Consider the following 26,379-nt stretch of genomic DNA (forward strand, 5'->3'; position numbering starts at 1 on the left):
ACCCCGGACATCCTCCGGGGTGTTTGCATTTGGAGGCGGGCATGGCTGCGAGCGGACTGTTCTGGTGGGTGTCGGCGGGGGTGCTGATCGTGTTCGAGCTGTTCACCGGCACGTTCTATCTGCTGATGGTGGCGCTCGGCTTTCTCGCGGGCGGCGTGGCGCATGTGCTGGGCGCGCAGCCGCACGTGCAGTTCGTCGTGGCGGCGCTGGTCGCCCTGATCGCGGTGGTGGCGCTGCGGCGCTCGCGCTTCGGCAACTGGAAGCGGCGCGACGCGTCGCGCGATGCCGGCGTGAACCTCGATATCGGCGCCACGGTGGAAGTGGACCAATGGCGCGACGGCCGCGCGCGCACGATGTATCGCGGCGCGCAGTGGGATGTCGAACTCGCGCCGGGTGAAGCCGAAGGCGCGCGCTGGTATCGCATCACCGCGCTCGACGGCAACCGGCTCGTGGTCGTCGCGCGCCGCTGAAGACACAAGACAACATAACTGCGAGGAGTAGCAAAGATGGACGTCACCATCGTCGGGGCCATTCTGCTCGTGATCGTCATCGTGATCGCGGCGCAAACCATCAAGATCGTGCCGCAGCAGCATGCGTGGGTGCTCGAGCGGCTCGGCCGCTATCATTCGACGCTCACGCCGGGGCTCAACATCGTGCTGCCGTTCATCGACCGGGTGGCCTACAAGCACGTGCTCAAGGAAATTCCGCTGGAAGTGCCGAGCCAGGTCTGCATCACGCGCGACAACACGCAATTGCAGGTGGACGGCGTGCTGTACTTCCAGGTCACGGACGCGATGAAGGCGTCGTACGGATCGAGCAACTTCGTGTTCGCCATCACGCAGCTCTCGCAGACCACCTTGCGTTCGGTGATCGGCAAGCTGGAACTCGACAAGACCTTCGAAGAGCGCGACTTCATCAATCACAGCATCGTCAATGCGCTGGACGACGCGGCGTCGAACTGGGGCGTGAAGGTGCTGCGCTACGAGATCAAGGATCTGACGCCGCCGAAGGAAATTCTCCACGCGATGCAGGCGCAGATCACCGCCGAGCGCGAGAAGCGTGCGCTGATCGCTGCGTCCGAAGGCCGCAAGCAGGAGCAGATCAATCTGGCCGCAGGCGCGCGCGAGGCGGCGATCCAGAAGTCCGAGGGCGAACGGCAGGCCGCGATCAACCAGGCGCAGGGCGAGGCGTCGGCCATTCTCGCGGTTGCCGAGGCGAACGCGCAGGCCATCGAGAAAATCGGCACCGCCATTCAGACCGTGGGCGGCATGGAGGCGGTGAACCTCAAGATCGCCGAACAGTACGTCAGCGCGTTCGGCAATATCGCGAAGACGGGCAACACGCTGATCGTGCCGGGCAATCTCTCGGACATGAGCTCGTTGATCGCGTCGGCGTTGACGATCGTGAAGGGCGAGGGTGGCGGTAGCGTGATCCGCAAGAGTTGAAGAGAGCTGAAAAGAAACAGGGCGCTGCAAGAGCGCCCTATATGCCTTACTTCGTGCCTTATTTCGTGGCCGAACGCATCAGCCGTGCGCGCTCGCGATCCCAGTCGCGTTTCTTTTCGGTCTCGCGCTTGTCGTGCAGCTTCTTGCCCTTGGCGAGGCCAATCTCGCATTTCACGCGGCCTTCCTTGTAGTGGAAGTTGAGCGGCACGAGCGTGTGACCGCGTTGCTCGACCTTGCCGATGAGTTTGTCGATCTGGTCGCGATGCAGCAGCAGCTTGCGCGTGCGTACCGGATCGAGGTTCGCGAACTTCGAGGCCTCGGGCAGCGGACTGATATGCGTGCCGATCAGAAAGAGCTCGCCCGCCTTGATGACGACGTAGCCTTCCTTGATCTGCCCGCGGCCCGCACGCAGCGCCTTGACTTCCCAGCCTTCGAGCACGAGACCGGCCTCGTAGCGTTCCTCGATGAAGTAATCGAAGAAGGCTTTTCTGTTGTCGATGATGCTCATGAATGGAAAGTGCTCAACTCGTTTAAAATCACGATTTTAGCAGCGCGCCGGCACGCGAATGTTCTGATGCCGTGTTCTCTTGCGCGTTGCCGCCCAATTCAGCCTTCGCTGCGCCCTATATGGCAGATGTCCAGAAAACCGTGTTGATCCGCCATTCGGCGGAGGAAATGTTCGACCTCGTCACCGATGTCGCCGACTATCCCAATTTCCTGCCCTGGTGCGGCGGCGTCGAGATAGGCCGCCATGACGAGAACGGCATGGAAGCCAAGATCGACATCAGCTTCAAGGGCATCAAGCAGCATTTCGCCACGCGCAACACCCAGAGACGTCCGACCAGTATCGATATGGAGTTTCTGAGCGGCCCTTTCAAGAAGTTCACCGGCTATTGGCGCTTCACGCCGTTGCGCGCCGATGCGTGCAAGATCGAGTTCGCACTGCACTACGAGTTTTCCAATGTGATTCTGGAAAAGCTCATCGGGCCGGTGTTCAGTCATATCGCCAACACCTTCGTCGATTCCTTCGTCAAGCGCGCGGACCAGCGCTACGGCAAGCCATGATGCAGATCGACGTGTGCTACGGCCTGCCCGACGGCGCGAGCTTTCTCGCGCAGGTCACGCTGCAGGACGGCGCGAGCGTGCGCGAGGCCATCGAGGCGAGCGGCGTGCTGCGCGTGCATCAGGACATCGACCTGACGCGGCAGAAAGTCGGCGTGTTCGGCAAGCTCAGTACGCTCGATGCCGTGCTCGTCGCGTTCGACCGCGTGGAGATCTATCGGCCGCTGACGGTGGACCCGAAGACGGCCCGGCTGCGCCGCGTCGAGAAAGCGCGCCGTGCGGGATCGATCGAAGGGCGCAAGTGGCAGTCGAAGGACGTGCGCTGAGCGTCGACTCGTTTCAATGTGCCGGGGCTTCCTGCGCGGAAACCGCCGGCTGCACCGTATGCTGCCTCACTGACCAGCTGACGCCCGCGAGCAGCAGCACCACGGCGAGCACTTCGGGCGTGCGCGGCCAGCGGCCGTCGTAGATGAAGGCGTAGAGCAGCGCGAAGAGCGTCTCGAACGCGATCATCTGACCGGACAGCGTGAGCGGCAGGCGCTTGGCCGCCGCATTCCACAGCATGTTGCCGAGCCACGAACCGCCGGTCGCGAGCGCAATGCTCACGATCCAGAAGAGATGCCAGCGTTCGGGCGCGACGGCGGCCTGGACGGTGCCCGCGGGCAGCATCCAGGCAATCCCACCGAGCACCGCACCCAGCACTCCCGTCACGATGCCCCACAGCACGGACCACTCGTTGCCGTCGAAGTGGTCGTTTGCCTGCAGATAGCGGGCGTTGACGACCGCGTACCAGGTCCAGGCGGCCAGCGCGCCGACGGCGCAGGCGAGGCCCGCGAGGCGCGTGACAATGCTCGTCTGGGACACGGCCGCGGACGCGCCGAGCAGATCGCGGAACACATCGAGGTTGATGCATGCGATGCCCGCCACCACGAGCAGCAGGGGACCGGCGAGCCGCTTCAGATCGATTGCGCCGTGATCGCGCCGGCCGGCGAGCGTGACGGTGACCGGCAGGATCCCGACGATCAGCGAGGCCGGCGCCACGCCGACGAGTTGCACGGCGCTTGCCAGCAGCATGTAGTAGAGCAGGTTGCCGACCAGCGCGAGCCGGGCGAGGGCGACGAAGTCGGCGCGCGTGAGCTTTTTGAGCAAACCGCGCGCGATGGGCAGCGCCGCCGCGAGCGACACGGCGCCATACATCAGATAGCGGCCGATGCTGAGCGTGAGCGGCGAAAAGTCGGGCAGAACGCGCGGCGCCAGAAAGATGAAGCCCCAGATGGCGCCCGCCGACATTCCATACATCACACCGCGCTGCATTGCCCGACTCCCCGCCCGCACCCTTGAACAAGGCGCGAAGCGTAGCACGCGCGCCCCGGGCGCGGTGGGCGCAGGCGCTCCCGCACGCGGCGCGGCGCTGGCCCGGTTTTTGTCCGGGAGCGGCCTAACTTGCTGTTCGGACAGTGAAAACCCGGAGAACTATCGGTATAATCTGCTTTTGCGCCCATAGGATTTGCCATGCGTCTGATCCAGAAAGCACTCACGTTCGATGACGTGCTCCTCGTGCCCGCCTTCTCCAGCGTTCTCCCGCGCGATACCAGTCTGAAATCCCAGCTGACTCGCAACATCTCCCTGAACATGCCTCTCGTGTCCGCCGCCATGGACACGGTCACCGAAGGCCGGCTCGCCATCGCCATGGCGCAGCTGGGCGGCATCGGCATCGTCCACAAGAACCTCACCGCCAAGGAACAGGCGCGCGAAGTCGCCAAGGTGAAGCGTTTCGAGTCCGGCGTCGTGCGCGACCCCATCACCGTACCGCCGCAAATGCGCGTGCGCGACGTCATCGCGCTGACGCAGCAACATGGCATCTCGGGCTTTCCGGTGGTCGAGGGCGCGCAGCTGATCGGCATCGTGACGAACCGGGACTTGCGCTTCGAAGAACGCATGGACGAGCCGGTGCGCACCATCATGACGCCGCGCGAGCGGCTCGTGACGGTCAAGGAAGGCACCTCGCTCGCTGAAGCCAAGGCGCTGATGCACAGCCACCGCCTGGAGCGCGTGCTGGTCGTCAACGACGCGTTCGAACTGCGCGGCCTGATGACCGTGAAGGACATCACGAAGCAGACCGAGAATCCGGACGCGTGCAAGGACGAAGACGGCAAGCTGCGCGTGGGCGCGGCCGTGGGCGTCGGTGCGGACAATGAAGAGCGTGTCGATCTGCTGGCGCAGGCGGGCGTCGACGTGATCGTCGTCGATACCGCGCACGGCCACAGCCAGGGCGTGCTGGAGCGCGTGCGCTGGGTCAAGCAGAACTATCCGCATGTGCAGGTGATCGGCGGCAATATCGCGACGGCGGCGGCTGCCAAGGCGCTCGTCGAGTACGGCGCGGACGCGGTCAAGGTCGGCATCGGCCCGGGCTCCATTTGCACGACGCGGATCGTCGCGGGCGTCGGCGTGCCGCAGATCACGGCCATCGCCAATGTGTCGGAAGCGCTGCGCGGCAGCGGCGTGCCGGTCATCGCGGACGGCGGCGTGCGCTTCTCGGGCGACGTCTCCAAGGCGCTGGCAGCGGGCGCGAACGTCGTCATGATGGGCAGCATGCTGGCGGGCACCGAGGAATCCCCGGGCGACGTCTTCCTGTATCAGGGCCGTCAGTACAAGGCGTATCGCGGCATGGGTTCGGTCGGCGCGATGAAGGACGGCGCGGCGGACCGCTACTTCCAGGACAACTCGGCGAACATCGACAAGCTCGTGCCGGAAGGCATCGAAGGCCGCGTGGCCTACAAGGGCTCGGTCAACGCCATCCTGTTCCAGATCGTCGGCGGCGTGCGCGCGAGCATGGGCTATTGCGGTTGCAGCACCATCACGGAAATGCACGAGAAGGCGGAGTTCGTGCAGATCACCGCGGCGGGCATGCGCGAATCGCATGTGCACGACGTGCAGATCACGAAGGAAGCGCCCAACTATCACGTCGACTGAGCGTCGCCGTTCCGTGGCCTCGCGCTTGTTCGTCAACTGACCTGGACTGCCCATGAAACCGTTGCTGCGCGTCGTACTGGTCATCAATGCCCTGATCTTCCTGGCGTTCGGCCTGTTGTTCCTGCTGACGCCATGGGCGGGCCTGTACGGCGCGTTGCAGCTCGACGCCATCCGCGTGCAGCCCGCGTTCGCCGGGCAGTTGCTCGGCGTGGCGCTGATCGGCCTCGCATGGCTCGCGTTCCACGCGGCCGTCGACGGCGCGTTGACCGCGCGGGCGGCACGTGTCTCGGGTCACGTGCAGTGGCTGTCGGGCGTCGTGGTGCTGGTCTGGCTGCTCGGCTTGAAGATGCCGCAGGTCGACAGCTTCGGACAGATGAGCGCGGCGGTGGTCGGTGTCGTGCTCGTGGTGCTCGGGTTCGGCAGCGTGAGGTTGTCGTCGGCGGTGCGCCGGCGCGAGCGGGCCGCACAGGCGGGCGCCGCTTCGGCGCAACGTGCCGAGAAGCGGGCGGCGAAGACACGCGACGGCGCACGCACCGAGCCTGAGGTCGTGGCGCCGGTTCCCGTTTCAGTGCCGCCGGACACGGCGGTGCGCCCCTCGGCGCGGGCACCCGAGGCGACCGGTATCGATCCCGTCAGCGGCCGCATGGTCGAGCCTTCGGGCCGTCCGCTCGACGGCGGCGCGGTGGATCCCGCAACCGGCGCGACACTCGATCCCGTCACGGGCCGCAAGCTCGATCCCGTCAGCGGACACGAGATCGACGCCGCGACAGGGAGGCGCATCGAGCCGGAGATCAGCGGCGGGATCGATCCGGCGACTGGCCGGCGCGTCGATCCGCTTGATCCGCTCGCTCCACGTGATCCGCTCGTTCCGCGCACCGGTCCGGCAAGCGGAGCGCCGCGCTGAACGCGCGCACTTCCCGGGCCGGCGCTGCCGCGAGGCGGGCGGGGCGCGGGCGGCAACAGGACATACCAGCACGGTCGGCCAGGGCGCCGGCCGTCGATTCATTTGCGAACACTTCGCTGGCGGCTCGCGCACGAGGGCGGGCCGCCGGCACTGACAACCATCGTTCTTCTAGCCTTTGGCCGCAGCCATGCACGACAAAATCCTGATTCTCGATTTCGGCTCTCAAGTCACCCAGCTGATCGCGCGGCGTATCCGCGAATCGCACGTCTACTCGGAGATTCATCCGTACGACGTCGATGAAACCTTCATCCGCGAATTCGCACCGAAGGGCATCATTTTGTCGGGCGGCCCGAATTCCGTCACCGAGGCGAAGTCGCCGCGCGCGCCGCAGATCGTCTTTGATCTTGGCGTGCCGGTGCTCGGCATCTGCTACGGCATGCAGACCATGGCCGATCAGCTGGGCGGCAAGGTCGAGCTCGGCAATGTGCGCGAGTTCGGCTATGCGGAAGTGCAGGCGCTGAATCACACGGGCTTCCTCGAAGGCATCGAGGACTTCAAGGCCGAGAAGGGCGACTCCATGCTGAAGGTGTGGATGAGCCACGGCGACAAGGTCGTGGATCTGCCGGCGGGTTTCAAGCTGATGGCCTCGACGCCGTCATGCCCGATCGCCGCCATGGCCGACGACGACCGCCGCTTCTACGGCCTGCAATGGCATCCGGAGGTGACGCACACGGTGCAGGGCCGCGCGATGCTCGACCGCTTCGTGCTGGAACTGTGCGGCGCGAATCCGGACTGGGAGATGGGGCATTACATCGACGAGGCGGTCGAGAAGATTCGCGCGCAGGTGGGCAACGAGAAGGTGATTCTCGGGCTGTCGGGCGGCGTGGATTCGTCGGTGGCGGCGGCGCTGCTGCATCGCGCGATCGGCGACCAGCTGACCTGCGTGTTCGTGGACCATGGCCTGCTGCGCCAGAACGAGGCCGAGCAAGTGATGTCGACGTTCGCGGATCACCTCGGCGTGAAGGTGATCCACGTCGATGCCAGCGAGGTCTTCCTGCAGAAGCTCGCCGGCGTGACGGACCCCGAGGCGAAGCGCAAGATCATCGGCGCGGAATTCGTCGAGGTGTTCCACGCGGAATCCGACAAACTCACCGATGCACGCTGGCTCGCACAGGGCACGATCTATCCGGACGTGATCGAATCGGCGGGCAAGGGCAAGAAGGGCGCGCACACCATCAAGAGCCACCACAACGTCGGCGGCTTGCCGGAGACGCTAAACCTCAAGTTGCTCGAGCCGCTGCGCGAACTGTTCAAGGACGAAGTGCGCGAACTCGGCGTGAAGCTGGGCTTGCCGCCCGCGATGGTGTATCGACATCCGTTCCCGGGCCCGGGTCTGGGCGTGCGGATTCTTGGAGAAGTGAAGCGGGAGTTCGCGGATCTGCTGCGCCGCGCGGATGCGATTTTTATCGAGACGCTCCGGACGACCATCGACAAGGAAACGGGCAAGTCGTGGTACGACCTGACGAGCCAAGCGTTTGCGGTGTTCCTGCCGGTGAAGAGCGTCGGCGTGATGGGCGATGGACGCACGTATGAGTATGTGGTCGCGCTGCGTGCCGTGCAGACGCTGGATTTCATGACCGCGCACTGGGCGCATCTGCCGCATGAACTGCTCGGGCATGTGAGCAATCGCATCATCAATGAAGTGCGGGGGATCAACCGGGTGGTGTACGACATTTCGGGGAAGCCGCCGGCGACGATTGAGTGGGAGTGAGGGGCGAGCTCGGTACATGCAGTAATTTGCGCCGAGCTTGTTCGCACCTCTCGCATGATTGGAGTCGGCCTCGCGTCAAGGTTCCAGAGCCCGCCAAGTGCGGGCTTTTTTGTGTGATGGCGGATGCCGAACCCTACAAGCCTTCAAACAAACTGGTCATGGAGCGCTCAAGAAAGCTGGTTCACCTGATGCTTGTTCTTAGTCTGCTGTGCATGCTTTTGCTTGTCTGCGCAGGGTTCTGTTACTCACACGCCTGCCGTCACCCCATCCGAAGCATGTCGCTGATCGCTTCCGCCAGCCCCTCCGGATTATCGTAGGCGATCATATGCGCGGTATCCGGCACGCATTGAACGACACACCCGGCCTGTTCAAATTTCCCGATATCTTCGCTGGTCGCCGAAGCCGACAAAATGACGCCTTTCTCGCATTCCAGCCGCGCGAGATCGCCGATCCAGTCTCCCGCATTGTCATCCAGCGCCGACGTTGCCCATTGATAAATCGCATGCGGCGACGCGACTGAGAACGGCCCGAGCCACGCATCGTTCGTCCCTTGCGCTTTCAATTCCGCGAGAAACGCCGCAAAGCCTTGCTCGACGAATTCGTCTTCACTCATCGCGGTGATTTCAGACAGCATGGACACGCCATATTCGTTGAGTCCGGGCTCGCACAGAATGAGCGTGCCGCTCCGGTTCGACAACTCCCGCGCCAGTTTCAGCGCAATGAACGCACCGGCGCTATGCCCAAAAATATCAACACCTGAAAACGCCTGTGCATCGATCAAATGCGACAGCAGTGCCATTTGCGCGGCCGATGAATAAGCGCCTGACTCAGGTTTGTCGCTGAAACCCGATCCCATCAGATCGATCAGCAGCGATCGCTGCCGGGAATAGCTTTCTGACGCGATGACGGGTGGATAATCGCTGCTGGAAGCACAGCCTAGACCGTGAATGAAAAGAAGCGGGTTCGCTGCATTCGAGTCGGGATAAAGATCGAGGTAACGAAGAATATGTCCTGTTTCGTCTGCGGCGAAGGTGTTCATTGTCATCCCTGGAAACAATGCATTGGATCATTCGGCCTGACGCGTCGTGCTCGACGGCAAAAGACAGGTCCTATAATAAGCCGGCTCAATACCCACCCATAACGTGCATTCAATTGTGACGATGTGCAGCGTATCGCGGGTTCTCGACTATTGGCATAGCGTCGAATTCTTCAATCATTACAGCCTCGACGAACAACTCGAAAAAGCCCACGAGTCCAGGCGGAATACCGTTTGTCTCAGGCGAACCCTGAACGGTTCCATCGACGGATGGCAGGAGGCGTGCGGTCGTCCAGGCGATCTTTATCTCGTGCCCTTCGACGTGACGCAGGCCACCCGGATGGTCGAGCGTCGTGTCGAAGCGCGTTCGGAGGTGGAGCGCATTCGCGACGAGGAAATGGCGTCCGAAGGCCTGACGTGTTTCGCGAAGGTGAGGCTGGGGCAGGGCGGCTGCATCATCGCCGACACGCTCAGCGTATCGGCCTTGCCCTGGGCGCTCGGCCGTCTGCAAGCGAGCGCGCTTGAAGAACTTTGCGCCGATGCGTTCGATGCAAGTCTGACGTCGCTCAAGGAGGATATCGCGGCGCTCGTGGCCGGCGTCGCGCTCGATGCGGCGCAGTTGCTTGCCATCGTGGACCGGCTGCATCGATGGGCGGACTATGCGCCCGCTGGCGACGCGTTGGCATGGGCGGTCATTGCGCCATCGGCGGACCCGCAGAAAGGCGCGCCATCCGAGCCGCAGGAACCGGACGAGCAGCAGGACCTGCCGATCCTCAACAGCTTTTATGTCCGCGACCTGATTGATGCACAGCGCGAACTGCAAGGTCCGCATCCGCCACGCGCGCTGCAAGCCTATCTGTCGCCGCAGGATGCGGCAAAGCTCGATCTGGAGACGCCAACCGGCCAGCAGGCGATCCTTGACACGCTGCGGCCCGTCAACGGCATTGCGGGGCGTTGGCCATCGCCGGCGAATCATCATCAGGCGCTGATGCAGCAATTCGCGCTGAACCGCATGAAAGCGCTCGGCGACGGCGAAATACTCGCGGTGAACGGTCCGCCGGGCACCGGCAAAACGACGCTGCTGCGGGACTTGGTCGCGCATCTGGTGGTCGAGCGGGCGAAGGTGCTGGCTTCATTCGAACAGGCGAGCGACGGCTTGTCCGACACCACCGTCGAAGCAGTGTTTTCAGGCGGCAAGTCGCATCGGATTCCGGTGTTGTCGGCGGCGCTCACGGGTTCTGAGATCGTGGTCGCGTCGAGCAACAACGGCGCAGTCGAGAACCTGTCGCTCGAACTGCCTCAGGTCCGGCACCTGGATCCCGCTCAGGCCGGGACGCTGAGCTACTTCACGCCCGTGGCCACACGTTACGCCGGCAGTCATGCGAGCAAGCCGTGGAAGACGCCCGAAGCGCCCGTGTGGGGGCTCGTGTCGGCCGCGCTGGGCAAGCGCGCCAATCGCACGCGTTTCCGCGATGTCTTCAATCATCGCGCCGCGACGCCGGATGATCGTCCGGGCGACCGTTTCCTGCGCAACGACGAAGTCGATGTCGCAAGCTGGGACGCCGTGGGCGCGATGACCTTCTGGCGTTACCGGCGCACGCCAGGCGCGGCCCAGCCGGGCTTTCGGGCGGCGCGCGATCGCTTCAACGCGGCGCTTGCGGCCTGGCAGGCGGAACACGCGCGCCTCGAAGCGCTCGATGTCGCGCTCACCGAACTGCAAACCAGATGGACGGTGGTCACGCAAAAATGTCCCGACCTCGCTCATCCTGACGCAAGCGATTCGACACTCGACCGGCTGAGCGATCTCGTGCGCGAACTCGACGAAGAAGCGGGACTGGCGGAGCATCGACTGGGGCCATCGTTCATTCGCTGGCTGTCGAGATGGTTTCGTCGCGATGACTACCGGCGCTGGCGCGCAACCACGGAAACGGCGTTCTCGGTTCGTGTCGTATGCACACGGCTACGCACCATGAAGTCGCTGCTCGCGGCGACGGAGACGACCGTCTGGAACGGCGCGGGACTCGCCGAGGAAGCCTGTCAGGCGCGGGCGTTCTGGCAAGGCGAGAAGTTGAACCGTCAGCGCAACGCGTTGTTCGCGGCGCCCATGAACCTGCATGAAGCCTTCTTTCTGGAAGTCCATACGCCCGATCTGATGTTTGGCTTGTCGAACCTGCTGGCGCGTGCTCCCGTGGGCGAAGGGACTGTGCAACTGTGGCAATGGTTCTTCATGCTGGTGCCGGTGGTGTCGAGCATGTTTGCATCGATCCGTCGGCAATTCGCCGGAGTGGGGCCCGAGGCGCTCGGCTGGCTGGTCGTCGACGAAGCCGGACAGGCCGTGCCGCAGGCGGCTGTCGGCGCGATCATGCGGGCCCGGCGCGTCGTCGTGGTGGGCGACCCGCTGCAGATTGAACCGGTCGTCACGCAGTCGACGCGCCTGTTGCTGCGTCTTGGCGAACACTGGCTGGCTGATGCGCGCTCGCGCTATGCCGTCGATCTGCATTCCGTGCAGACGCTCGCTGACCGCGCCTATCCCTGCGGCGTGCGTCATCCGGTCGCAAAGGATCGGTTCATTGGCATTCCGCTGGTGATGCATCGGCGTTGCGCTTCACCGATGTTCGAGATCGCGAACGCCATTGCCTACGACGGACGGATGAAGCATGCGAAGAAGGGCGCGCCGCCCGCACACAGCGTGCTGGGTCACAGTGCGTGGTGGCAGGTCGCCGGGCCAGGCGGCGAGGGGACGAAGTACGTCGCCGCGCAGGGCAGACGGGTGTTCGACGCGTTGCTGCGCTTGTATGTCGAAACACCGGATCTGAGCGATCCGGCGCGCCCGCAATTGCCGGATGCTTTCGTCATCACGCCTTTTCGGCAGGTGAAGCAGGGGTTGAGCGCGCTGCTGGGCGACGAGCAGACCTGGCGTGATGCATTGTCCGGAACCGGCCGGCGCGTGCCGCACAAGCTGAAGGACTGGGTCAGGACGCGGATCGGCACCGTGCACACGTTTCAGGGCAAGGAGAGCGAAGTGGTTTTCGTCGTGCTGGGATGCGACGCGCAGCAGTCCGGCGCGGTCGAATGGGCCGCCTCGGCGCCGAATCTGCTCAACGTGGCGCTCACGCGGGCGAAGGGGTATGGGTACGTCGTGGGTGATCGGGGCCTGTGGGGCGCGCGGTCTTACTTCGATTCGGCGCTCGAGATGCTTGATGCTCATGCGAAGGCTCACGCGGTGGTTCCGCAGGCAGAGCGCTGACAGGCTGGCCGATCCGCGGCCTGCGTGCGGCGGCGCTCAAGACGTGCGGCTGTCGGTGACACACGCATTTCCGGCACGACACGATCGCAAATGCGGCGGAGCTGCCCATTGGCAGCCAGGTTCGAGACACAGCCCGAACCTGGATAGGCCTGTCAAGTGAGGATTGGAAGGCACGCTTGCGCTGGGCGTCGGTTGAACAGGTCTTTTGGAACCAGCACGACCGTCGGGCGCTGCGCGACATGCGGGCATTCTGGCCCGATCGGTCTCGCGCATACGCGAACTCACCATCCCGCCGGAATCAGGAGGCGAGGCTGCGCGCTTTGCTCAAGACGCCTCTGCCCGTCCAAGTTCTGAAAATTCGAACGGGACAATCGCGGCGCGCCATCTTTTTTTACAACGGTCCACGAACTAGCATTCGGCCCTGCATGCCGATTTTTTCGTGGAGAGAAACGTGTCTTTCATGCCTTACAAACTTAAGTCAACAGTAATCAGCGCCAGCGCGGCGAGTCTTGCGGCTCTTGTAATGTTCTCGGGTGCCTGCGAAGCGGCGAGTTCGGTACCCGACTTCATTCCGGAAACAGTCTTGGGGCCCGGAGCAGCTCCCAACGGCGTCGTGGCCGTCGACGAAAACGCCGTGTTCGTGGCCGCGACAGCCACGAACTCGAGCGGCGCGTCCGTCGCAGAAGTGTTGATTTTCGGGCGGGTTCACAATTCGCTCCAGCAAACCGGTACGGTCGTGTTGAAGAGCGGTGACGAAGCAGAAGGCATGAGTATCACGCCGGACAAGACCACCTTGGTCGTCGCGCTGGAGAACAGCGGCGTGGCGCTGGTGAACGTCGGCGATGCGCTCGCCGGCAAGGCCGAGCCTTCGATCGTCGATCAGAGCAATGGCGGCACGATTTCTGACCCCGGCACCTTTGGGACGGCCGTGACGCCAGACGGAAAGTATGCGTTCATCGCCAATGAATTCGGCAAGATCACACCGACGTCTCCTCCTGGAAACGTCGGACTCATCGCGCTCAGCAAGCAGCGGGACGGGCGAACCACAGGCACGGCGGTGGGCTTCATACCTGTCGTCGGCAGCACGATAGCGGATGTTTCGATTTCCGCGGACGGCCAGCGAGCCTACGCGACCACCGAAGCCGTGAACGACAAGAACACAACGCTGTCGGGTACCTCCAATGCAGCGCTGGTCAGCACGCAATGCGTTGAGGACAACCCTCAAGCTCCGACTTCGAATGGCGCACTCAATGTCATCGATGTGGCAAAGGCCATCGCAGGCGCCGCGACTCCGGGCAGTACGCCGAACGTGATCAGGAGTGCGGTCTTGACCACGATTGCCGCAGCCTGTTCGCCGGTTCGCGTCCAGGAGACCCTGGACGGGTCCTCCGTCTGGCTTACGGCGCGTGGCAGCAATGAACTGCTGCAATTCGACCGCGCCAAGCTCACCGCGGATCCCGACAATGCGTTGCTGCAGACCGTGCCAAGCAACGGCCTCGCGCCGGTCGGGCTGTATCTGGATCCGGTGCGTCCCAATCTGATGATCACGAACTCGGATCGCTGGAATGCGAGTCCGACCAGCACGACGACTCCGCCCGTCAGCCAGATGAACCTCTCGGTCTTCGATATCTCGGGACCGCGCGCAAAGCTGGTTCAGACGCTCCAGACCGGCGCGTTCCCCCGCGCCATTGCCACGACCGACCAGGAGAAAACTGTGTTCGTCACCAATTACGATGACGACACCGTGTCTGTGTTCACGCAACAGGACGAGGGGTCGGTGGCCGGCGGCGCGGGCATCAGCCCGTTTGGATTCTTCGGCGCGCAGCCGCAACGGCGTTAATTTCACGGAGGCGGTTGACCACGCAGACAGCGATTGTCCAAGCGGGACCCGCCGACATGCATCGACTCCGTCTGACGCTGTTTGTGACGGCATCGCGGGGGCGCGGCCCCGCGCTCGCCTTTGCCACGGACTCGCGCTTCCTCGCCCCTGTGCCCCGATCAGGCCGCCAGCTAAGTCCTGCTCGGGCGTACCGAACGCTTCGGAAGCCGTGATACGAAGCGTCCACGAGTGCTCGAGGGGAAGGCGAGCCTCCCGCTCGACGCTCTCGAACACATCTGCCACGCGCGCTTGCCGAAGCCGGAGCGGAGCTCGCGCGTCATCGCCGCTTCACACCGCATGTGACTGACGGTGCGCCAGGACGAACAGTGCGTGCCATTCAACCCGTTGCGCCGGTCGCCTGCAGCGCAATGAAAACCGCGGCGCTGCGACCGAAAAAATCGACGGTCTGCCATCGTTCTGGAAAACAGAACGCGACTATCGCGGCACGCTATCTTTTTTTACATCAAACCGCCATTTACCATCACGACATTGCGAGGCTGATTTTTTCGTGGAGCGAAGCATGTTGTACAGATTCAAAGCGGCGGTGAACAGTGTCTGTGTCGCAAGTCTTGCGGCTCTGGTTGTGTTCTCGATTACCAGTGAGGCAGCGTCTCGCTCGACTCCGAACTTTCTCCCGCAAACCACCCTGCCGGCCAACGGCAACCCCGTCGGCATCGTCGCGCTCGACGACCACGCCGTGTTCGTGGCCACGACAGCCACGAATCAGGGTGGCACGCCCGTCGCTGAAGTGGTGATCTTCGGGAAGGTCAACAACACGTATCAGCAAACAGGCACGGTCACGCTGAAAGCCGGCGACCATGCGGCAAGCATGAGCATCACTCCAGACAAGACCACCTTGCTCGTCGCATTGAAAAATGCCGGCGTCGCGCTGGTTGACGTCCGCGACGCGCTGGCCGGCAAGGCAACACCATCGTTTGTCGACCAGAGCAATGGCGGCACGATCGTCAACCCCGGCACCTTCGGGACAGCCGTCACGCCAGACGGCAAGTATGCGTTCATCGCCAACGAATGGGGCAAGCTGACGCCTGCTTCCGACGAAGGCAACATCGGGATCATCGCGCTCGACAAGCAGCGGGACGGGCGAACCCAGGGCACGCAGGTGGGCTTCATACCTGTCGTGGGCAGTGGGCTGGCGGGCGTGTCCTTTTCGCCGAATGGCAAGCGAGCCTTCGTGACCGCCGAATACGTGTCCACCGCTGAAGACAAGACGCTGTCGGGTGCCGACAATGCGGCGCTCATCAGCACGCAATGCTTCAAGGACAGTCCTCAAGCGACAGGTTTGAATGGCGCGCTCAATGTCATCGATGTGAAGAAGGCCATCGAAGGCGCCGCGGCGCCAGGCAGTGCGCCGAACGTCATCAGCAACGCTGTCGTGACCTCTGTCGCTGCGGCCTGTTCGCCGGTTCGGGCCGAGGCAACTCAGGACGGATCCTCCGTGTGGATCACGGCGCGAGGCAGCAATGAACTGCTGCAATTCGACCGCGCCAGGCTCGCCGTCGATCCTGATCATGCGTTGCTGCAGACGGTGGGCAGCAATGGCCTGTTGCCGGTCGGGCTGTACCTGGATCCGGTGCGTCCGTATCTGATGGTGACGAACACGAATCGCTGGGACACGGGCGCGACGAACCCGGCGAGCGCGGTGGCTCCGCCTGTCAACCAGGTCAACCTCTCGGTGTTTGATGTCTCGGGACCGCGCGCAAAACTGGTTCAGACACTCCCGACCGGGCTGTTTCCACGCGACATCGCCACGATCGACCGCGGGCGAACCGTGTTCGTCTCGGATTTCGATTCCTTCACCGTGAGCGTGTTCAGGCAAACGGACGAAGGCTCGGATTCTGGCGGCGCGGGCATCAGTCCGTTCGGATTCTTCAGCGCGCACCCGGAACGGCGTTAATCTCTTGGGGCGGACGACCGCGCGAGCCGCAACCGTCCCTGACGAAACCGCCGACATGCTTCAAATTTTCCTGTTTCCGCCCCTGATCGCATGTCACGGCCGGAAGTGAGCGCCTCTGCCGCCCACTCGCTGTTCTTCGCCGTGTTCCCGGACGAAGCCGCGGCCGCGCGTCTCGCCGGCTTGTCCACGCAACTCCGCGCGCAGTACGGCGTGAAGGCGAGGGCGATACCGCCCGAGCGGCTCCACGTCACTCTCCACTATCTCGGCGCGTTCGCGGGCCTTCCTGACGAGCTGATCGCCCGGGCGCAAGCCGCTGCTTCAAGCATCGCGCTGCCGCCCGCTGAAGTCCTGCTCGCCCGCATTGAAAGCTTTGCAAGCCGTCGCGCGAAGCGTCCGCTAGTCCTTTCAGGCGATGCAAGCCCATCGCTTCACGCTCTCGAACACACCCTCCACGCCGCGCTCGCTGACGCCGGTATCGCGGTCAAGCGTCATCCCCGATTCGTGCCGCATGTAACCCTGCTCTACGACGAACAGCGCGTGCCGCCCCATGCCATCGCGCCGGTCGCCTGGCGCGCTTGCGAATTCGCGCTGGTGCGCAGCCTGCTCGGCCAGTCGCGCCACGAAGTCCTCGCGCGCTGGCCGCTCGAAGGCTGATCCGGCAAAACCATTGGACGGAAAGGCTTTCGAAGATTTTTCTGACGGGTTAAGGTTCGGGTATCGATACCCAAGCTGCACGCAACAGCGCTCCGCCCGGATCTCGAATACATGACTCGTTACCGTCTGCTGCACGTCACGCCCGATACGCATCATGTCCAGATCGATCTGGTCTACGCGACCGATCGCAACCTCACCGGCAAGCCCATCTACAAGGCCCAGCACTGCCTGCTGCTGGAACCCGCCGAAGCCGCGTTGCGCAAGGCCGTCGGGATCGCGCGCAGCATCGGCATGACGCTCAGGATCTTCGACGCCTACCGGCCGCCGCAAGCCCAGAAGGTGCTGTGGGACTTCCTGCCTGATCCGACCTTCATCGCCGAACTCGGACGCGGCTCGAACCACAGTCGCGGCACGGCGCTGGACCTGACGCTCGTCGATCGCGACGGCCAGGAACTCGACATGGGCACCGGTTTCGACGCGATGGTGCCCGCGTCCGAACATTTCCACGCGGGCCTGCCGGAGCACGTGCAGCGCAATCGCACCTTGCTGCTGGGCGTGATGCATGGCGCGGGCTTCACGCACATCAAGAGCGAGTGGTGGCATTACGAACTGCCGGGCTCGCGCGAACTCGAGGTGATCGACAACGAAGACAGCGGCCCGCTGCGGCTCATGTGATGGCGGCATTCAAAAGATCCACAGGACGACACCCGATGAAGAAGGCATTGACGGCGCTCGCGTTCGCGGCCGCGCTGACGGCAGGTTTCGGCACGCAGCCGGCGGGCGCGGCCACGCCGAAGGACATGTTCGTCATGGCAACCTTGCTCGACGAATTCACGTCGCTCGATCCCGGTGAGATCTACGAGCTGGTGCCGGAGGAATACGTCGCGAACACGTATGACCGGCTGGTGCGCGTGGACCTGAAGGATCCGTCGAAATTCAATGGCGATGTCGCCGAATCCTGGACCGTGAGCCCCGACGGCCTGACTTTCACCTTCAAGCTGCGTCCGGGCCTCAAGTTCCACTCTGGCAATCCACTCACCGCCGACGACGTAGCCTGGTCGATCCAGCGCACCGCGCTGCTCGACAAGGGCGCGGCGGCGGTGCTCGCGGGCATCGGGCTCACGAAGGCGAACGCGCTGCAGAACGTGAAGAAGCTGGACGACACCACCGTCTCCGTGACGACCGACCGCCGCTACGCGCCGACCTTCGTGCTGAACGTGCTCGGTTCGTGGCCGACGTCGGTGGTGGATCGCAAGCTGCTCGAAACGCACGCGAAGGGCAGCGACTACGGCAATGAATGGCTCAAGACCAACGAAGCCGGCTCGGGCGCCTACAAGCTCGTCAAGTGGACGGCGAACGACAGCATCGTGTTGCAGCGTTTCGAGGGCTATCGCGTGCCGCTCGCGATGAAGCGCATCGTGCTGCGCCACGTGACCGAAGCCGCGAGCCAGCGGCTGATGATCCAGAACGCCGACATCGACGTGGCCCGCGATCTCTCGCCCGACGACCTCGACACGCTGTCGAAGTCCGGCGTCATCAAGGCGACGGCCGTGCCGCAGGCCACGCTGATGTACCTCGGCCTCAACAACAAGAACCCGAATCTCGCGAAGCCCGAAGTCTGGGAAGCCATGAAATGGCTGATCGATTATCAGGGCATCCAGAAGAACGTGATCCGCACCACTTACAAGGTGCATGAGACCTTCCTGCCCGAAGGCTTTCTCGGCGCCTTGAACGACAACCCGTATCACCAGGATGTCGCGAAGGCCAAGGCGCTGCTCGCGAAGGCCGGTCTCGCGAACGGCTTCACCGTGAAGATGGACGTGCGCAACGACTATCCGTACAGCGAGATCGCGCAGGCGGTGCAGGCCAATCTCGCGCTCGCGAACATCAAGGTGCAGCTCGTGCCGAGCGACAACAAGCAGACGCTCGGACGCTATCGCGCGCGGGCGCATGACATCTACATCGGCGAGTGGTCGGCGGACTATATCGATCCGCACAGCAACGCGCAGGGCTTCGTGTGGAACCCGGACAACTCGGATGCATCGAGCTACAAGATGCTCGCATGGCGCAACGCGTGGGACATCCCGCAGCTGACCAAGGAAACCGACGCCGCGCTCGCCGAGAGCGACACGAAGAAGCGCGCGCAGCTGTACGAGAAAATGCAGCGCGAGGTGCTGGCGAAGTCGCCGTTCGTGATCATGTTCCAGAAGGTGTCGCAGGTGGCGGCGCGTCCGGGCGTGACCGGCCTCGAAGTCGGGCCGATCAACGATCTCGTGTCCTATCGCAATCTCAGGAAGCAGTGAGCGACGCCGTGCGCACGGTGAGCTTCTTCGAGCGCATGCGCGCCGCCGGCGCGCGGCGCGGCGGCGTGCGCTTCGCGTGGGCGCTGCTGCGCTGGTTCGCGATGCTCGCCATCACCTTCGCCGGGCTGCTGGCGATCACGTTTTTCATCGGCCGCAAGATTCCGATCGACCCCGTGCTGGCCATTCTCGGCGACCGCGCGTCCGCCACCGCCTATGCGGCCGCGCGCCTGCAGCTGGGCCTCGACAAGCCGCTCGTCGAGCAATTCCTGATCTATGCGCGCGACGTGCTGCACGGCCATCTCGGCATCTCGCTGCTGACGGCGAATCCGGTCATCGACGACATCAAACGCGTGTTTCCCGCCACCCTCGAACTGGCGACGCTGTCGACCTTCATCGGCGTGGCGATCGGCGTGCCGCTCGGCGTTGTGGCGGCGGTGCGTCACAACCGCATCGTGGATCATGTCGCGCGTGTGATCGGGCTCGCGGGCAGTTCCGTGCCGGTGTTCTGGCTCGCGCTGATGGGCCTGCTGCTGTTCTACGCGCGGCTGCATTGGGTGTCGGGTCCGGGCCGCATCGATCCGCTCTACGACGGCATGGTCGATACCCGCACCGGCAGCCTGCTGATCGATTCATTGCTCGCCGGCGAATGGGATGTCTTCAAAAACGCGTTCTCGCACATCGCGCTGCCGGCGGGCGTGCTGGCGTTCTATTCCATCGCCTATCTGTCGCGCATGACGCGCTCGTTCATGCTCGAACAACTGAGCCAGGAATACGTGACGACGGCGCGCGCCAAGGGCCTGCCCGAGCGCCGCGTGATCTGGCGTCACGCCTTCGGCAATATCGCGGTGCCGCTGCTGACGGTGATCGCGCTCGCTTACAGCTATCTGCTCGAAGGGTCGGTGCTGACCGAGATCGTGTTCGCGTGGCCGGGGATCGGCTCGTATCTGACGGGCGCGCTGCTCAACGCCGACATGAACGCCGTGCTCGGCAGCACGCTCGTGATCGGCGCGACCTTCATCGCGCTCAATCTGCTGACCGATGCGCTGTATCGCGTCTTCGATCCCCGCGCGCGCTGACATGGAGCCCACACGCCGATGCAATCGCCCGCGGAACGCACGCCGATGACACGCGAACGTGGCGCCTGGCGCGCCTGGCTGCTCACCGACACGCCCGCGTCCGCGCGTCAGGCGTCGCTCGGGCGCGCGTACCGGCGCTGGCGGAGTTTCGCGTCGAATCCGCTCAGCATGCTTGGCCTCGCGATCCTGCTGGTGCTCGTGCTGATGGCCGCGTTCGGGCCGCTCGCCGTCACGCGCGATCCGTTGGCGCAAGCGCTCGCCGAACGCCTGACGCCGCCGGGCGCGGCGCACTGGTTCGGCACCGATCAGCTCGGCCGCGACATCCTCTCGCGGCTCGTGTACGGCTCGCGCCTGACGCTGGCGATCGCGCTGCTGGTGGTCGTGCTCGTCGTGCCGGTGGGCTTGCTGATCGGTACGGTGGCGGGTTATTGCGGCGGCATTGTCGATACGGTGCTGATGCGCGTCACCGACGTCGCGCTCGCGTTTCCGAAGATCGTGCTGGCGCTGGCCTTCGCCGCGGCGCTCGGGCCTGGCGTGCTGAATGCGGTCATCGCGCTCTCGATCACCGCGTGGCCGCCGTATGCGCGACTCGCGCGCGCCGAGTCGCTGCGGCTCGCGCAGTCGGACTATATCCACGCGGCGCGCCTGCAAGGGGCCTCGCATCTGCGCATCGTGCTGCGCTATATCGTGCCGATGTGTTCGTCGTCGGTGATCGTGCGCGCCACGCTCGACATGGCCGGCATCATTCTCGCCGTCGCGGGGCTCGGCTTTCTCGGGCTGGGCGCGCAGCCGCCGAGTCCGGAATGGGGTTACATGGTCGCCGCCGGCCGCAACGTGCTGCTGGACGCCTGGTGGGTCGCGACGATTCCCGGCCTCGCGATCCTCGCGGTGAGCCTCGCCTTCAACCTGCTCGGCGACGGCCTGCGCGACGTCTTCGATCCCCGTCATGGAGGCTGACATGGATGAGCCGCTGGCACGGATCGACGGCCTGAAGGTGGCCTTCACCGCCACCGACGGCACGCTCACGCCCGCCGTGCGCGGCGTATCCCTGACGGTGCAACGCGGCGAACGGCTCGGCATCGTCGGGGAATCGGGCTCGGGCAAGTCGCTGACCGGGCGCGCGCTGCTCGGCTTGCTGCCGCCCGAGGCGCACTGGTCCGCCGACGCGCTGCGCTTCGAAGGACAGGATCTGCTGGCGATGCGGCCCAAGGAACGGCGCCGGCTGTGCGGCACGCGCATGAGCATGATCCTGCAGGACCCAAAGTACTCGCTGAATCCGGTGATGACGGTCGCCCAGCAGATGCGCGAGACCTTCGTCCGGCAGACGCCCTGCGAGAGCCGGCGGCAGCTGCGCGAGCGCATCGTCGCGGCGCTGGAGGCGGTGCATATCCGCGATCCGCAGCGCGTGGCCGACGCCTATCCGCACGAGCTGTCGGGCGGCATGGGGCAGCGCGTGATGATCGCGATGATGGTGAGCGCGGGGCCGCGGCTCCTGATCGCCGACGAGCCCACGAGCGCGCTCGACGTCCTCGTGTCGATGCAGGTGCTGGCCGTGCTCGACGAAATGATCGAACGCCACGACACCGGGCTCGTGTTCATCAGTCACGATCTGCCGCTGGTGATGTCGTTCTGCGACCGCGTCGCGGTGATGTACGGCGGTCGCATCGTCGAGACCTGCGCGGCGCGCGATCTGCGCCACGCCGTGCATCCGTACACGCAAGGTCTGCTCGCTGCGCATCCGCCGCTCGATCATCCCCCCGACGAACTGCCGACCTTGCGCCGCGATCCCGCCTGGCTCGCGGAAACCTTTGACGTCGGAGCCGCGCGATGATCGGGATCGACCGCGCGCTGATCCGCTTCAGCACCCGCACCGGCCACGTCGACGCCGTGCGCGACGTGTCCTTGCAGGTGGAAGAGGGCGAGGTGTTCGGGCTCGTCGGGGAATCGGGCAGCGGCAAGTCGACGCTCCTGCGCGGCCTCGCCGGTCTCGTGCCGCTCGCGGGCGGCACGATGCGCATTGGCGGCGAGACGACGCCGCGCCGCGCGCGCCGCGACGTGCAGATGGTGTTCCAGGATCCGTACGGCGCGCTGCATCCGCGCTTCACTGTCGACAAGACCTTGCGCGAGCCGCTCGCCATTCACGGCATCGGCGACCCGGACGCGCGCATCCTCGCCGCGCTGGGCGAAGTCGGGCTCGGGCCGGCCTTCAGGTTTCGCTATCCGCATCAGTTGTCGGGCGGCCAGCGGCAGCGGGTGTCGATCGCGCGTGCGTTGATCGTCGGTCCGCGCGTGCTGCTGCTCGATGAACCCACATCCGCGCTCGACGTGTCCGTTCAGGCCGAAATCCTGAATCTGCTGCGGCGGCTGCATCGGGAACGCAAGCTCACGATGGTGCTCGTCAGCCACAACCTGTCGGTCATCGGCTTCCTGTGCAGCCGGATTGCCGTGATGCGCAATGGCGAGATCGTCGAGCAAGTGGGCGTGGACGCGGTACGTGCGCGCCGCGTCGAACATGAGTACACGCGGCGCCTGCTCGCCGCCACCGAAGGCTACACGCGCCGTCCGGAAGGGGCGCCGCGAACGTAGTCGTCGTACAAGCATATCCGGCACCAAGCGGTCAAACGCATGTTGCGCAAAGGACGCATATCGATGTCAGTAAGCCCTGTATACGGTGTTAGCCCACAAAGCGCGCATCATCAGACGAAAACCGCTCCACGCCCGCTGATAGAATAGGCACTGGATTGTCGAGACGTGCCGAACACCACATGAATCTGGTCTTCCGGCTGCCCTCCGACTTCAGGCTAACCAACGCAAATCGTGACAGACCGCGCCCGCCCCAGACGGGCGCCAGCCGGTCGAAATCCCCGATGAAATTGCTAGATGCTTTGGTCGAACAGCGGATCAATGAAGCCGCCGCACGTGGCGAGTTCAACGACTTGCCGGGCGCGGGCGCTCCGCTCCAGTTCGCAGACGACGTCCTCGTGCCCGAGGAAGTGCGCGTCGCCAATCGAATTCTCAAGAATGCGGGCTTTGTCCCGCCTGCCGTCGAGCAGCTCCGGGCCCTGCGCGGCCTCCAGGAGGAGTTCGACCGCGTGACGGATCCCGCCGCCCGCTGCCAGCTGCAAGCCAAGATGCTCGCCCTCGACATGGCCCTCGAATCGTTGCGCGGCGGCGGTTGCGTGCCGCACGAGTATCGCCGGCGTATCGCCGAACGGCTCTCGGAGCGCGCGCTGTCCCGCGCGGCGCAACCGCCGAAGTGACCGTAACTCCCGACGCACCGCCTCCCGGCGACTTGCCCGCAGCGCTTTCTGCTGCGGATTTCCCCAGCGAACGCGACCGCCGTTTCATGGCGCTCGCGCAGCATGCCGCCGACGAAGCTCGCCACGCGGGCGAGGTGCCGGTGGGCGCCGTCATCGTGCTCGGCGATGAGGTCATCGCCAGGGGCTTCAACCATCCGATCCACGCGCACGATCCGTCGGCGCACGCCGAAATGGTCGCGCTGCGCGCCGCTGCGCAGAAGCTCGAGAATTACCGGTTGCCGGGCTGCGAACTCTATGTGACGCTCGAGCCCTGTTTGATGTGCTCGGGCGCGATCATGCATGCGCGCATTGCACGCGTCGTCTACGGCGCCACTGATCCGAAAACGGGCGCGTGCGGCAGCGTGGTCGACGTGTTCGCGAACGCGCAGCTCAATCACCACACGTCGGTGACGGGCGGCGTGCTTGCCGACGAGTGCGGCCACGCGCTGAAGAATTTCTTTGCCGAACGCCGGCGTCTTGCCCGGGAAGAACGCGATGTACGTCGCGCGCGGGAAGCCGCCGCTGCGTCGGGCGCGGGCGTTCCTTCTTCCGCAACGATCAAGAATCCAACGACAACACCGTGAAAACACGCACTATCGAGCTTGTTGCGCCCTCCGGTTATCCGAGCGATCCCGCTGCGGTCGAGCGTGGTCTCACGCGTCTGCGCAGGGAAGGGCATCGGCTGGAGAACGCCGAGGCGACGCGCCGGCGCTTCCAGCGTTTCGGCGGCACGGATGCGGAACGCGCGGCGGATCTGAACCGTCTCGCCGATCCGGCGCGTCCGCTGCCCGACATCGTGCTGGCCGTGCGCGGCGGCTATGGCGCGACGCGTCTTTTGCACGGGCTCGATTATCTCGGCCTGCGGCGTCTGGCGGACCAGCCGGTGGCAATCGTCGGTCACAGCGATTTCACGGCGATCCAGTGCGCGCTCTACGCGCATGCAGGCGTGAAGAGTTTCGGCGGGCCGATGTTCGCAGGCGATTTCGGCGCCGAGAACCTGAGCGCCTTCACGATGCAGCACTTCTGGAACGCGATCTCGCACGCGGAGTTCACGGTACGGAGCAACGTGCCGCAGCGTGAGTCTGTCGATGCCACCGGCATGCTGTGGGGCGGCAATCTGGCGATCCTGGCGTCGCTGGTGGGTACGCCTTATCTGCCGCCGGTCGAAGGCGGGATTCTGTTCGTCGAAGACGTCAACGAGCATCCTTTTCGCATCGAACGGATGATCTATCAGCTGCATCAGGCGGGCGTGCTCGGGCGTCAGCAGGCGATCGTGATGGGCGAGTTCTCGGGTGGACGACTCTCCGACTACGACAACGGCTATTCCCTCGACGCCATGATCGAGCAGGTGCGCACGGTGACGGGCGTTCCAGTGATCACGGGCCTGCAGTTCGGGCACGTCGAGAATTTGCTGACGCTGCCTTTCGGTGCGACGGCGCATCTCGTCGCCGAGCCGCGCGGATTCACGCTGAAGCTGTCCGACTATCCGCACCTCAGTTGAGGCTCGATGCGAAATCGCAAAAGGCGCCGAAAGGCGCTTTTTTTTCGCCATCACGGGCAACTAACCGCCGAATTTCGCTTCGCACGCCGTTACGGGCGCCGCCGTTTCACGCGATGGATTGTCGACAAAAACGTGCGTGCAATGCTGACAAAAACTGAGGTAATTGGCCGAGAGGCCCTTAAATACGGCCTCTCGGCCTGCATGAGCCGCTGAAAACAGCCGATTCGCAGCAATCAGTCGAAATTGATTGTTGACAATCATTATGTCGCTTCTAAGATGGTCAACATGCAAGCGAGCACATCATGTCCGACGCCCAAGCCACTGCCGCACTGAATGCCTTGTCGAGCGCCCCCGGCAACCCGGGCGCGGCGAATGCCGAGTCGATCGCCGAGAACATCCGCGACGCGATCCTCGAACATCGTCTTGCGCCGGGCGCCAAGCTGACCGAGGCGCAACTATGCGAAGTCTTCGCGGTGAAGCGCGGCACGGTGCGCCAGGCGCTCGCGCAACTGGCGAACGAACGGCTCGTCGATCTGGAGCCGAACCGCGGCGCCTTCGTCGCGAGTCCGTCGCTGCAGGAAGTGCATGAAGTATTCGAGATGCGCCGCATCATCGAGCTGGCGGTCGTCGAGCGGATCGCGCAAGGGCATGGCACGCGCCGACTCAAGTCGATCAGCGCGACGATCGGACGGGAACGCCGCGCATTCGAAAGCCACGATTTTTCGTCGTGGATCCGGCTGTCCGGCGAGTTCCATACGGAGCTCGCGGCGCTCACCGGCAACACGGTGCTGTGCGACTGTCTCGCCGGTCTGGTCGCACGCTCGACGCTGATCTCGGCGCTGTATGAGTCACTCGGCAAGAGTTCGTGTTCGTTCGAGGATCACGAAGCCATCCTCGCCGCGCTCGACGCAGGTCGTGCACCCGAGGCCGCCGAATTGATGGCCCGGCATCTGCGCGATGTCGAACTGAAGATGCTGGAGCGGCCGGCGCGCGGCGCGGTCGATCTGAGAGAAGTTTTCGCAAGGCCCGCCGGACGCGACACGCCGTCCGACACGTAGGAACCACACGATCCATTCACACCGCGCCCCGTCAGACACCGGGCGCGCGGCCAGTCGCATGCGTCGAAAACGCAATGCGCGTTGCATTGAACCGCACGCTCACATGAGCAGCACTTGAGCAGCACATGAGCGGCAGATGAACAACCGCCGCCGGGCGGGCGCCGAGGCACACGCCTCGGGCGCTCTCGGCTTCACGCCCGGCGGCGCAAACGCAAATCCAAAGAGTATCGCGCTGCGCCGGACAGGAAAGGACGAC

24 protein-coding genes are annotated in these 26,379 nt (G+C 64.5%); 21 read left to right on the forward strand and 3 right to left on the reverse strand.

The features are described from left to right. Positions 1 to 41 precede the first annotated feature (41 nt). Complete coding sequence (locus QCE83_RS05720; RefSeq protein WP_309808090.1) at positions 42 to 470, forward strand: NfeD family protein; 429 nt, start codon at positions 42 to 44, stop codon at positions 468 to 470. A 36-nt stretch (positions 471 to 506) separates the two neighbouring features. Then, the gene (locus QCE83_RS05725) at positions 507 to 1,445 is read left to right on the forward strand and encodes an SPFH domain-containing protein (protein WP_309808091.1); all 939 of its coding nucleotides are present in this window, start codon (positions 507 to 509) and stop codon (positions 1,443 to 1,445) included. 58 nt (positions 1,446 to 1,503) lie between these two features. On the opposite strand, the gene smpB is transcribed toward QCE83_RS05725, so the two are convergent. Beyond that, positions 1,504 to 1,953 (reverse strand): SsrA-binding protein SmpB, encoded by a 450-nt coding sequence (gene smpB / locus QCE83_RS05730; RefSeq protein ID WP_309808092.1) that lies wholly within the window; start codon positions 1,951 to 1,953, stop codon positions 1,504 to 1,506. A 119-nt stretch (positions 1,954 to 2,072) separates the two neighbouring features. Between smpB and QCE83_RS05735 the strand changes: the two genes are divergently transcribed. After that, a complete protein-coding gene (locus QCE83_RS05735) occupies positions 2,073 to 2,510 on the forward strand; it encodes a type II toxin-antitoxin system RatA family toxin (RefSeq protein ID WP_309808093.1) in 438 nt (145 codons plus the stop codon). Further along, positions 2,507 to 2,833 (forward strand): RnfH family protein, encoded by a 327-nt coding sequence (locus QCE83_RS05740; RefSeq protein WP_309808094.1) that lies wholly within the window; start codon positions 2,507 to 2,509, stop codon positions 2,831 to 2,833. The genes QCE83_RS05735 and QCE83_RS05740 overlap by 4 nt, the downstream gene beginning before the upstream one ends. 13 nt (positions 2,834 to 2,846) lie before the next feature. On the opposite strand, the gene QCE83_RS05745 is transcribed toward QCE83_RS05740, so the two are convergent. After that, positions 2,847 to 3,821, reverse strand: a complete 975-nt coding sequence (locus QCE83_RS05745; RefSeq protein WP_309808095.1) for a DMT family transporter — start codon at positions 3,819 to 3,821, stop codon at positions 2,847 to 2,849. Between the two features lie 198 nt (positions 3,822 to 4,019). Between QCE83_RS05745 and guaB the strand changes: the two genes are divergently transcribed. The 3 genes from guaB to guaA all read left to right on the forward strand — a co-directional run bounded on the left by guaB (position 4,020) and on the right by guaA (position 8,155). Further along, positions 4,020 to 5,480 carry an IMP dehydrogenase gene (gene guaB, locus QCE83_RS05750; protein ID WP_309808096.1) on the forward strand — a complete coding sequence of 487 codons (1,461 nt, stop codon included), beginning with the start codon at positions 4,020 to 4,022 and terminating at the stop codon, positions 5,478 to 5,480. A 52-nt stretch (positions 5,481 to 5,532) separates the two neighbouring features. Then, entirely contained in the window at positions 5,533 to 6,384 is an 852-nt protein-coding gene (locus QCE83_RS05755) for a hypothetical protein (RefSeq protein ID WP_309808097.1), read from the forward strand. Positions 6,385 to 6,571: 187 nt separating this feature from the next. Then, positions 6,572 to 8,155: a glutamine-hydrolyzing GMP synthase gene (gene guaA / locus QCE83_RS05760; RefSeq protein ID WP_309808098.1), complete on the forward strand. Its 1,584-nt coding sequence runs from the start codon at positions 6,572 to 6,574 to the stop codon at positions 8,153 to 8,155. 259 nt (positions 8,156 to 8,414) lie between these two features. On the opposite strand, the gene QCE83_RS05765 is transcribed toward guaA, so the two are convergent. Further along, complete coding sequence (locus QCE83_RS05765; RefSeq protein WP_309808099.1) at positions 8,415 to 9,194, reverse strand: alpha/beta hydrolase; 780 nt, start codon at positions 9,192 to 9,194, stop codon at positions 8,415 to 8,417. A gap of 307 nt (positions 9,195 to 9,501) precedes the next feature. Here QCE83_RS05765 and QCE83_RS05770 point away from each other — a divergent pair, with 307 nt between their 5' ends. The 14 genes from QCE83_RS05770 (at position 9,502) to QCE83_RS05835 (ending at position 26,123) form a co-directional block, all read left to right on the forward strand. Next, positions 9,502 to 12,438 (forward strand): AAA domain-containing protein, encoded by a 2,937-nt coding sequence (locus QCE83_RS05770; RefSeq protein WP_309808100.1) that lies wholly within the window; start codon positions 9,502 to 9,504, stop codon positions 12,436 to 12,438. A 460-nt stretch (positions 12,439 to 12,898) separates the two neighbouring features. After that, a complete protein-coding gene (locus QCE83_RS05775; protein ID WP_309808101.1) occupies positions 12,899 to 14,278 on the forward strand; it encodes a hypothetical protein in 1,380 nt (459 codons plus the stop codon). 547 nt (positions 14,279 to 14,825) lie between these two features. Further along, a complete protein-coding gene (locus tag QCE83_RS05780) occupies positions 14,826 to 16,232 on the forward strand; it encodes a hypothetical protein (RefSeq protein ID WP_309808102.1) in 1,407 nt (468 codons plus the stop codon). 90 nt (positions 16,233 to 16,322) lie between these two features. Further along, positions 16,323 to 16,886, forward strand: a complete 564-nt coding sequence (thpR, locus tag QCE83_RS05785; RefSeq protein WP_309808103.1) for an RNA 2',3'-cyclic phosphodiesterase — start codon at positions 16,323 to 16,325, stop codon at positions 16,884 to 16,886. A gap of 111 nt (positions 16,887 to 16,997) precedes the next feature. Next, positions 16,998 to 17,561, forward strand: coding sequence for a D-alanyl-D-alanine dipeptidase (ddpX, locus tag QCE83_RS05790; protein ID WP_309808104.1), 564 nt, complete (start codon positions 16,998 to 17,000; stop codon positions 17,559 to 17,561). Between the two features lie 35 nt (positions 17,562 to 17,596). Then, complete coding sequence (locus tag QCE83_RS05795) at positions 17,597 to 19,189, forward strand: ABC transporter substrate-binding protein (RefSeq protein WP_309808105.1); 1,593 nt, start codon at positions 17,597 to 17,599, stop codon at positions 19,187 to 19,189. 35 nt (positions 19,190 to 19,224) lie between these two features. After that, positions 19,225 to 20,265, forward strand: coding sequence for an ABC transporter permease (locus tag QCE83_RS05800; protein WP_309811488.1), 1,041 nt, complete (start codon positions 19,225 to 19,227; stop codon positions 20,263 to 20,265). Between the two features lie 45 nt (positions 20,266 to 20,310). Next, positions 20,311 to 21,222, forward strand: a complete 912-nt coding sequence (gene nikC / locus QCE83_RS05805) for a nickel transporter permease (RefSeq protein ID WP_309808106.1) — start codon at positions 20,311 to 20,313, stop codon at positions 21,220 to 21,222. A 1-nt stretch (position 21,223) separates the two neighbouring features. Beyond that, positions 21,224 to 22,096 (forward strand): ABC transporter ATP-binding protein, encoded by an 873-nt coding sequence (locus QCE83_RS05810; RefSeq protein ID WP_309808107.1) that lies wholly within the window; start codon positions 21,224 to 21,226, stop codon positions 22,094 to 22,096. Continuing rightward, on the forward strand, positions 22,093 to 22,851 hold the full coding sequence (locus QCE83_RS05815) for an ABC transporter ATP-binding protein (RefSeq protein ID WP_309808108.1): 759 nt from the start codon (positions 22,093 to 22,095) through the stop codon (positions 22,849 to 22,851). The genes QCE83_RS05810 and QCE83_RS05815 overlap by 4 nt, the downstream gene beginning before the upstream one ends. 281 nt (positions 22,852 to 23,132) lie before the next feature. Continuing rightward, on the forward strand, positions 23,133 to 23,525 hold the full coding sequence (locus QCE83_RS05820; protein WP_309811490.1) for a DUF1992 domain-containing protein: 393 nt from the start codon (positions 23,133 to 23,135) through the stop codon (positions 23,523 to 23,525). Then, a complete protein-coding gene (gene tadA, locus QCE83_RS05825) occupies positions 23,522 to 24,148 on the forward strand; it encodes a tRNA adenosine(34) deaminase TadA (protein WP_404984187.1) in 627 nt (208 codons plus the stop codon). Before QCE83_RS05820 ends, tadA begins: the two co-directional genes overlap by 4 nt. Beyond that, complete coding sequence (gene ldcA, locus QCE83_RS05830; RefSeq protein ID WP_309808109.1) at positions 24,145 to 25,065, forward strand: muramoyltetrapeptide carboxypeptidase; 921 nt, start codon at positions 24,145 to 24,147, stop codon at positions 25,063 to 25,065. The genes tadA and ldcA overlap by 4 nt, the downstream gene beginning before the upstream one ends. 302 nt (positions 25,066 to 25,367) lie before the next feature. After that, complete coding sequence (locus QCE83_RS05835; RefSeq protein WP_309808110.1) at positions 25,368 to 26,123, forward strand: GntR family transcriptional regulator; 756 nt, start codon at positions 25,368 to 25,370, stop codon at positions 26,121 to 26,123. The last annotated feature ends 256 nt before the right edge of the window (positions 26,124 to 26,379 follow it).

The sequence above is a fragment of the Caballeronia sp. LZ034LL genome, from assembly GCF_031451215.1.
Lineage (GTDB): Bacteria > Pseudomonadota > Gammaproteobacteria > Burkholderiales > Burkholderiaceae > Caballeronia.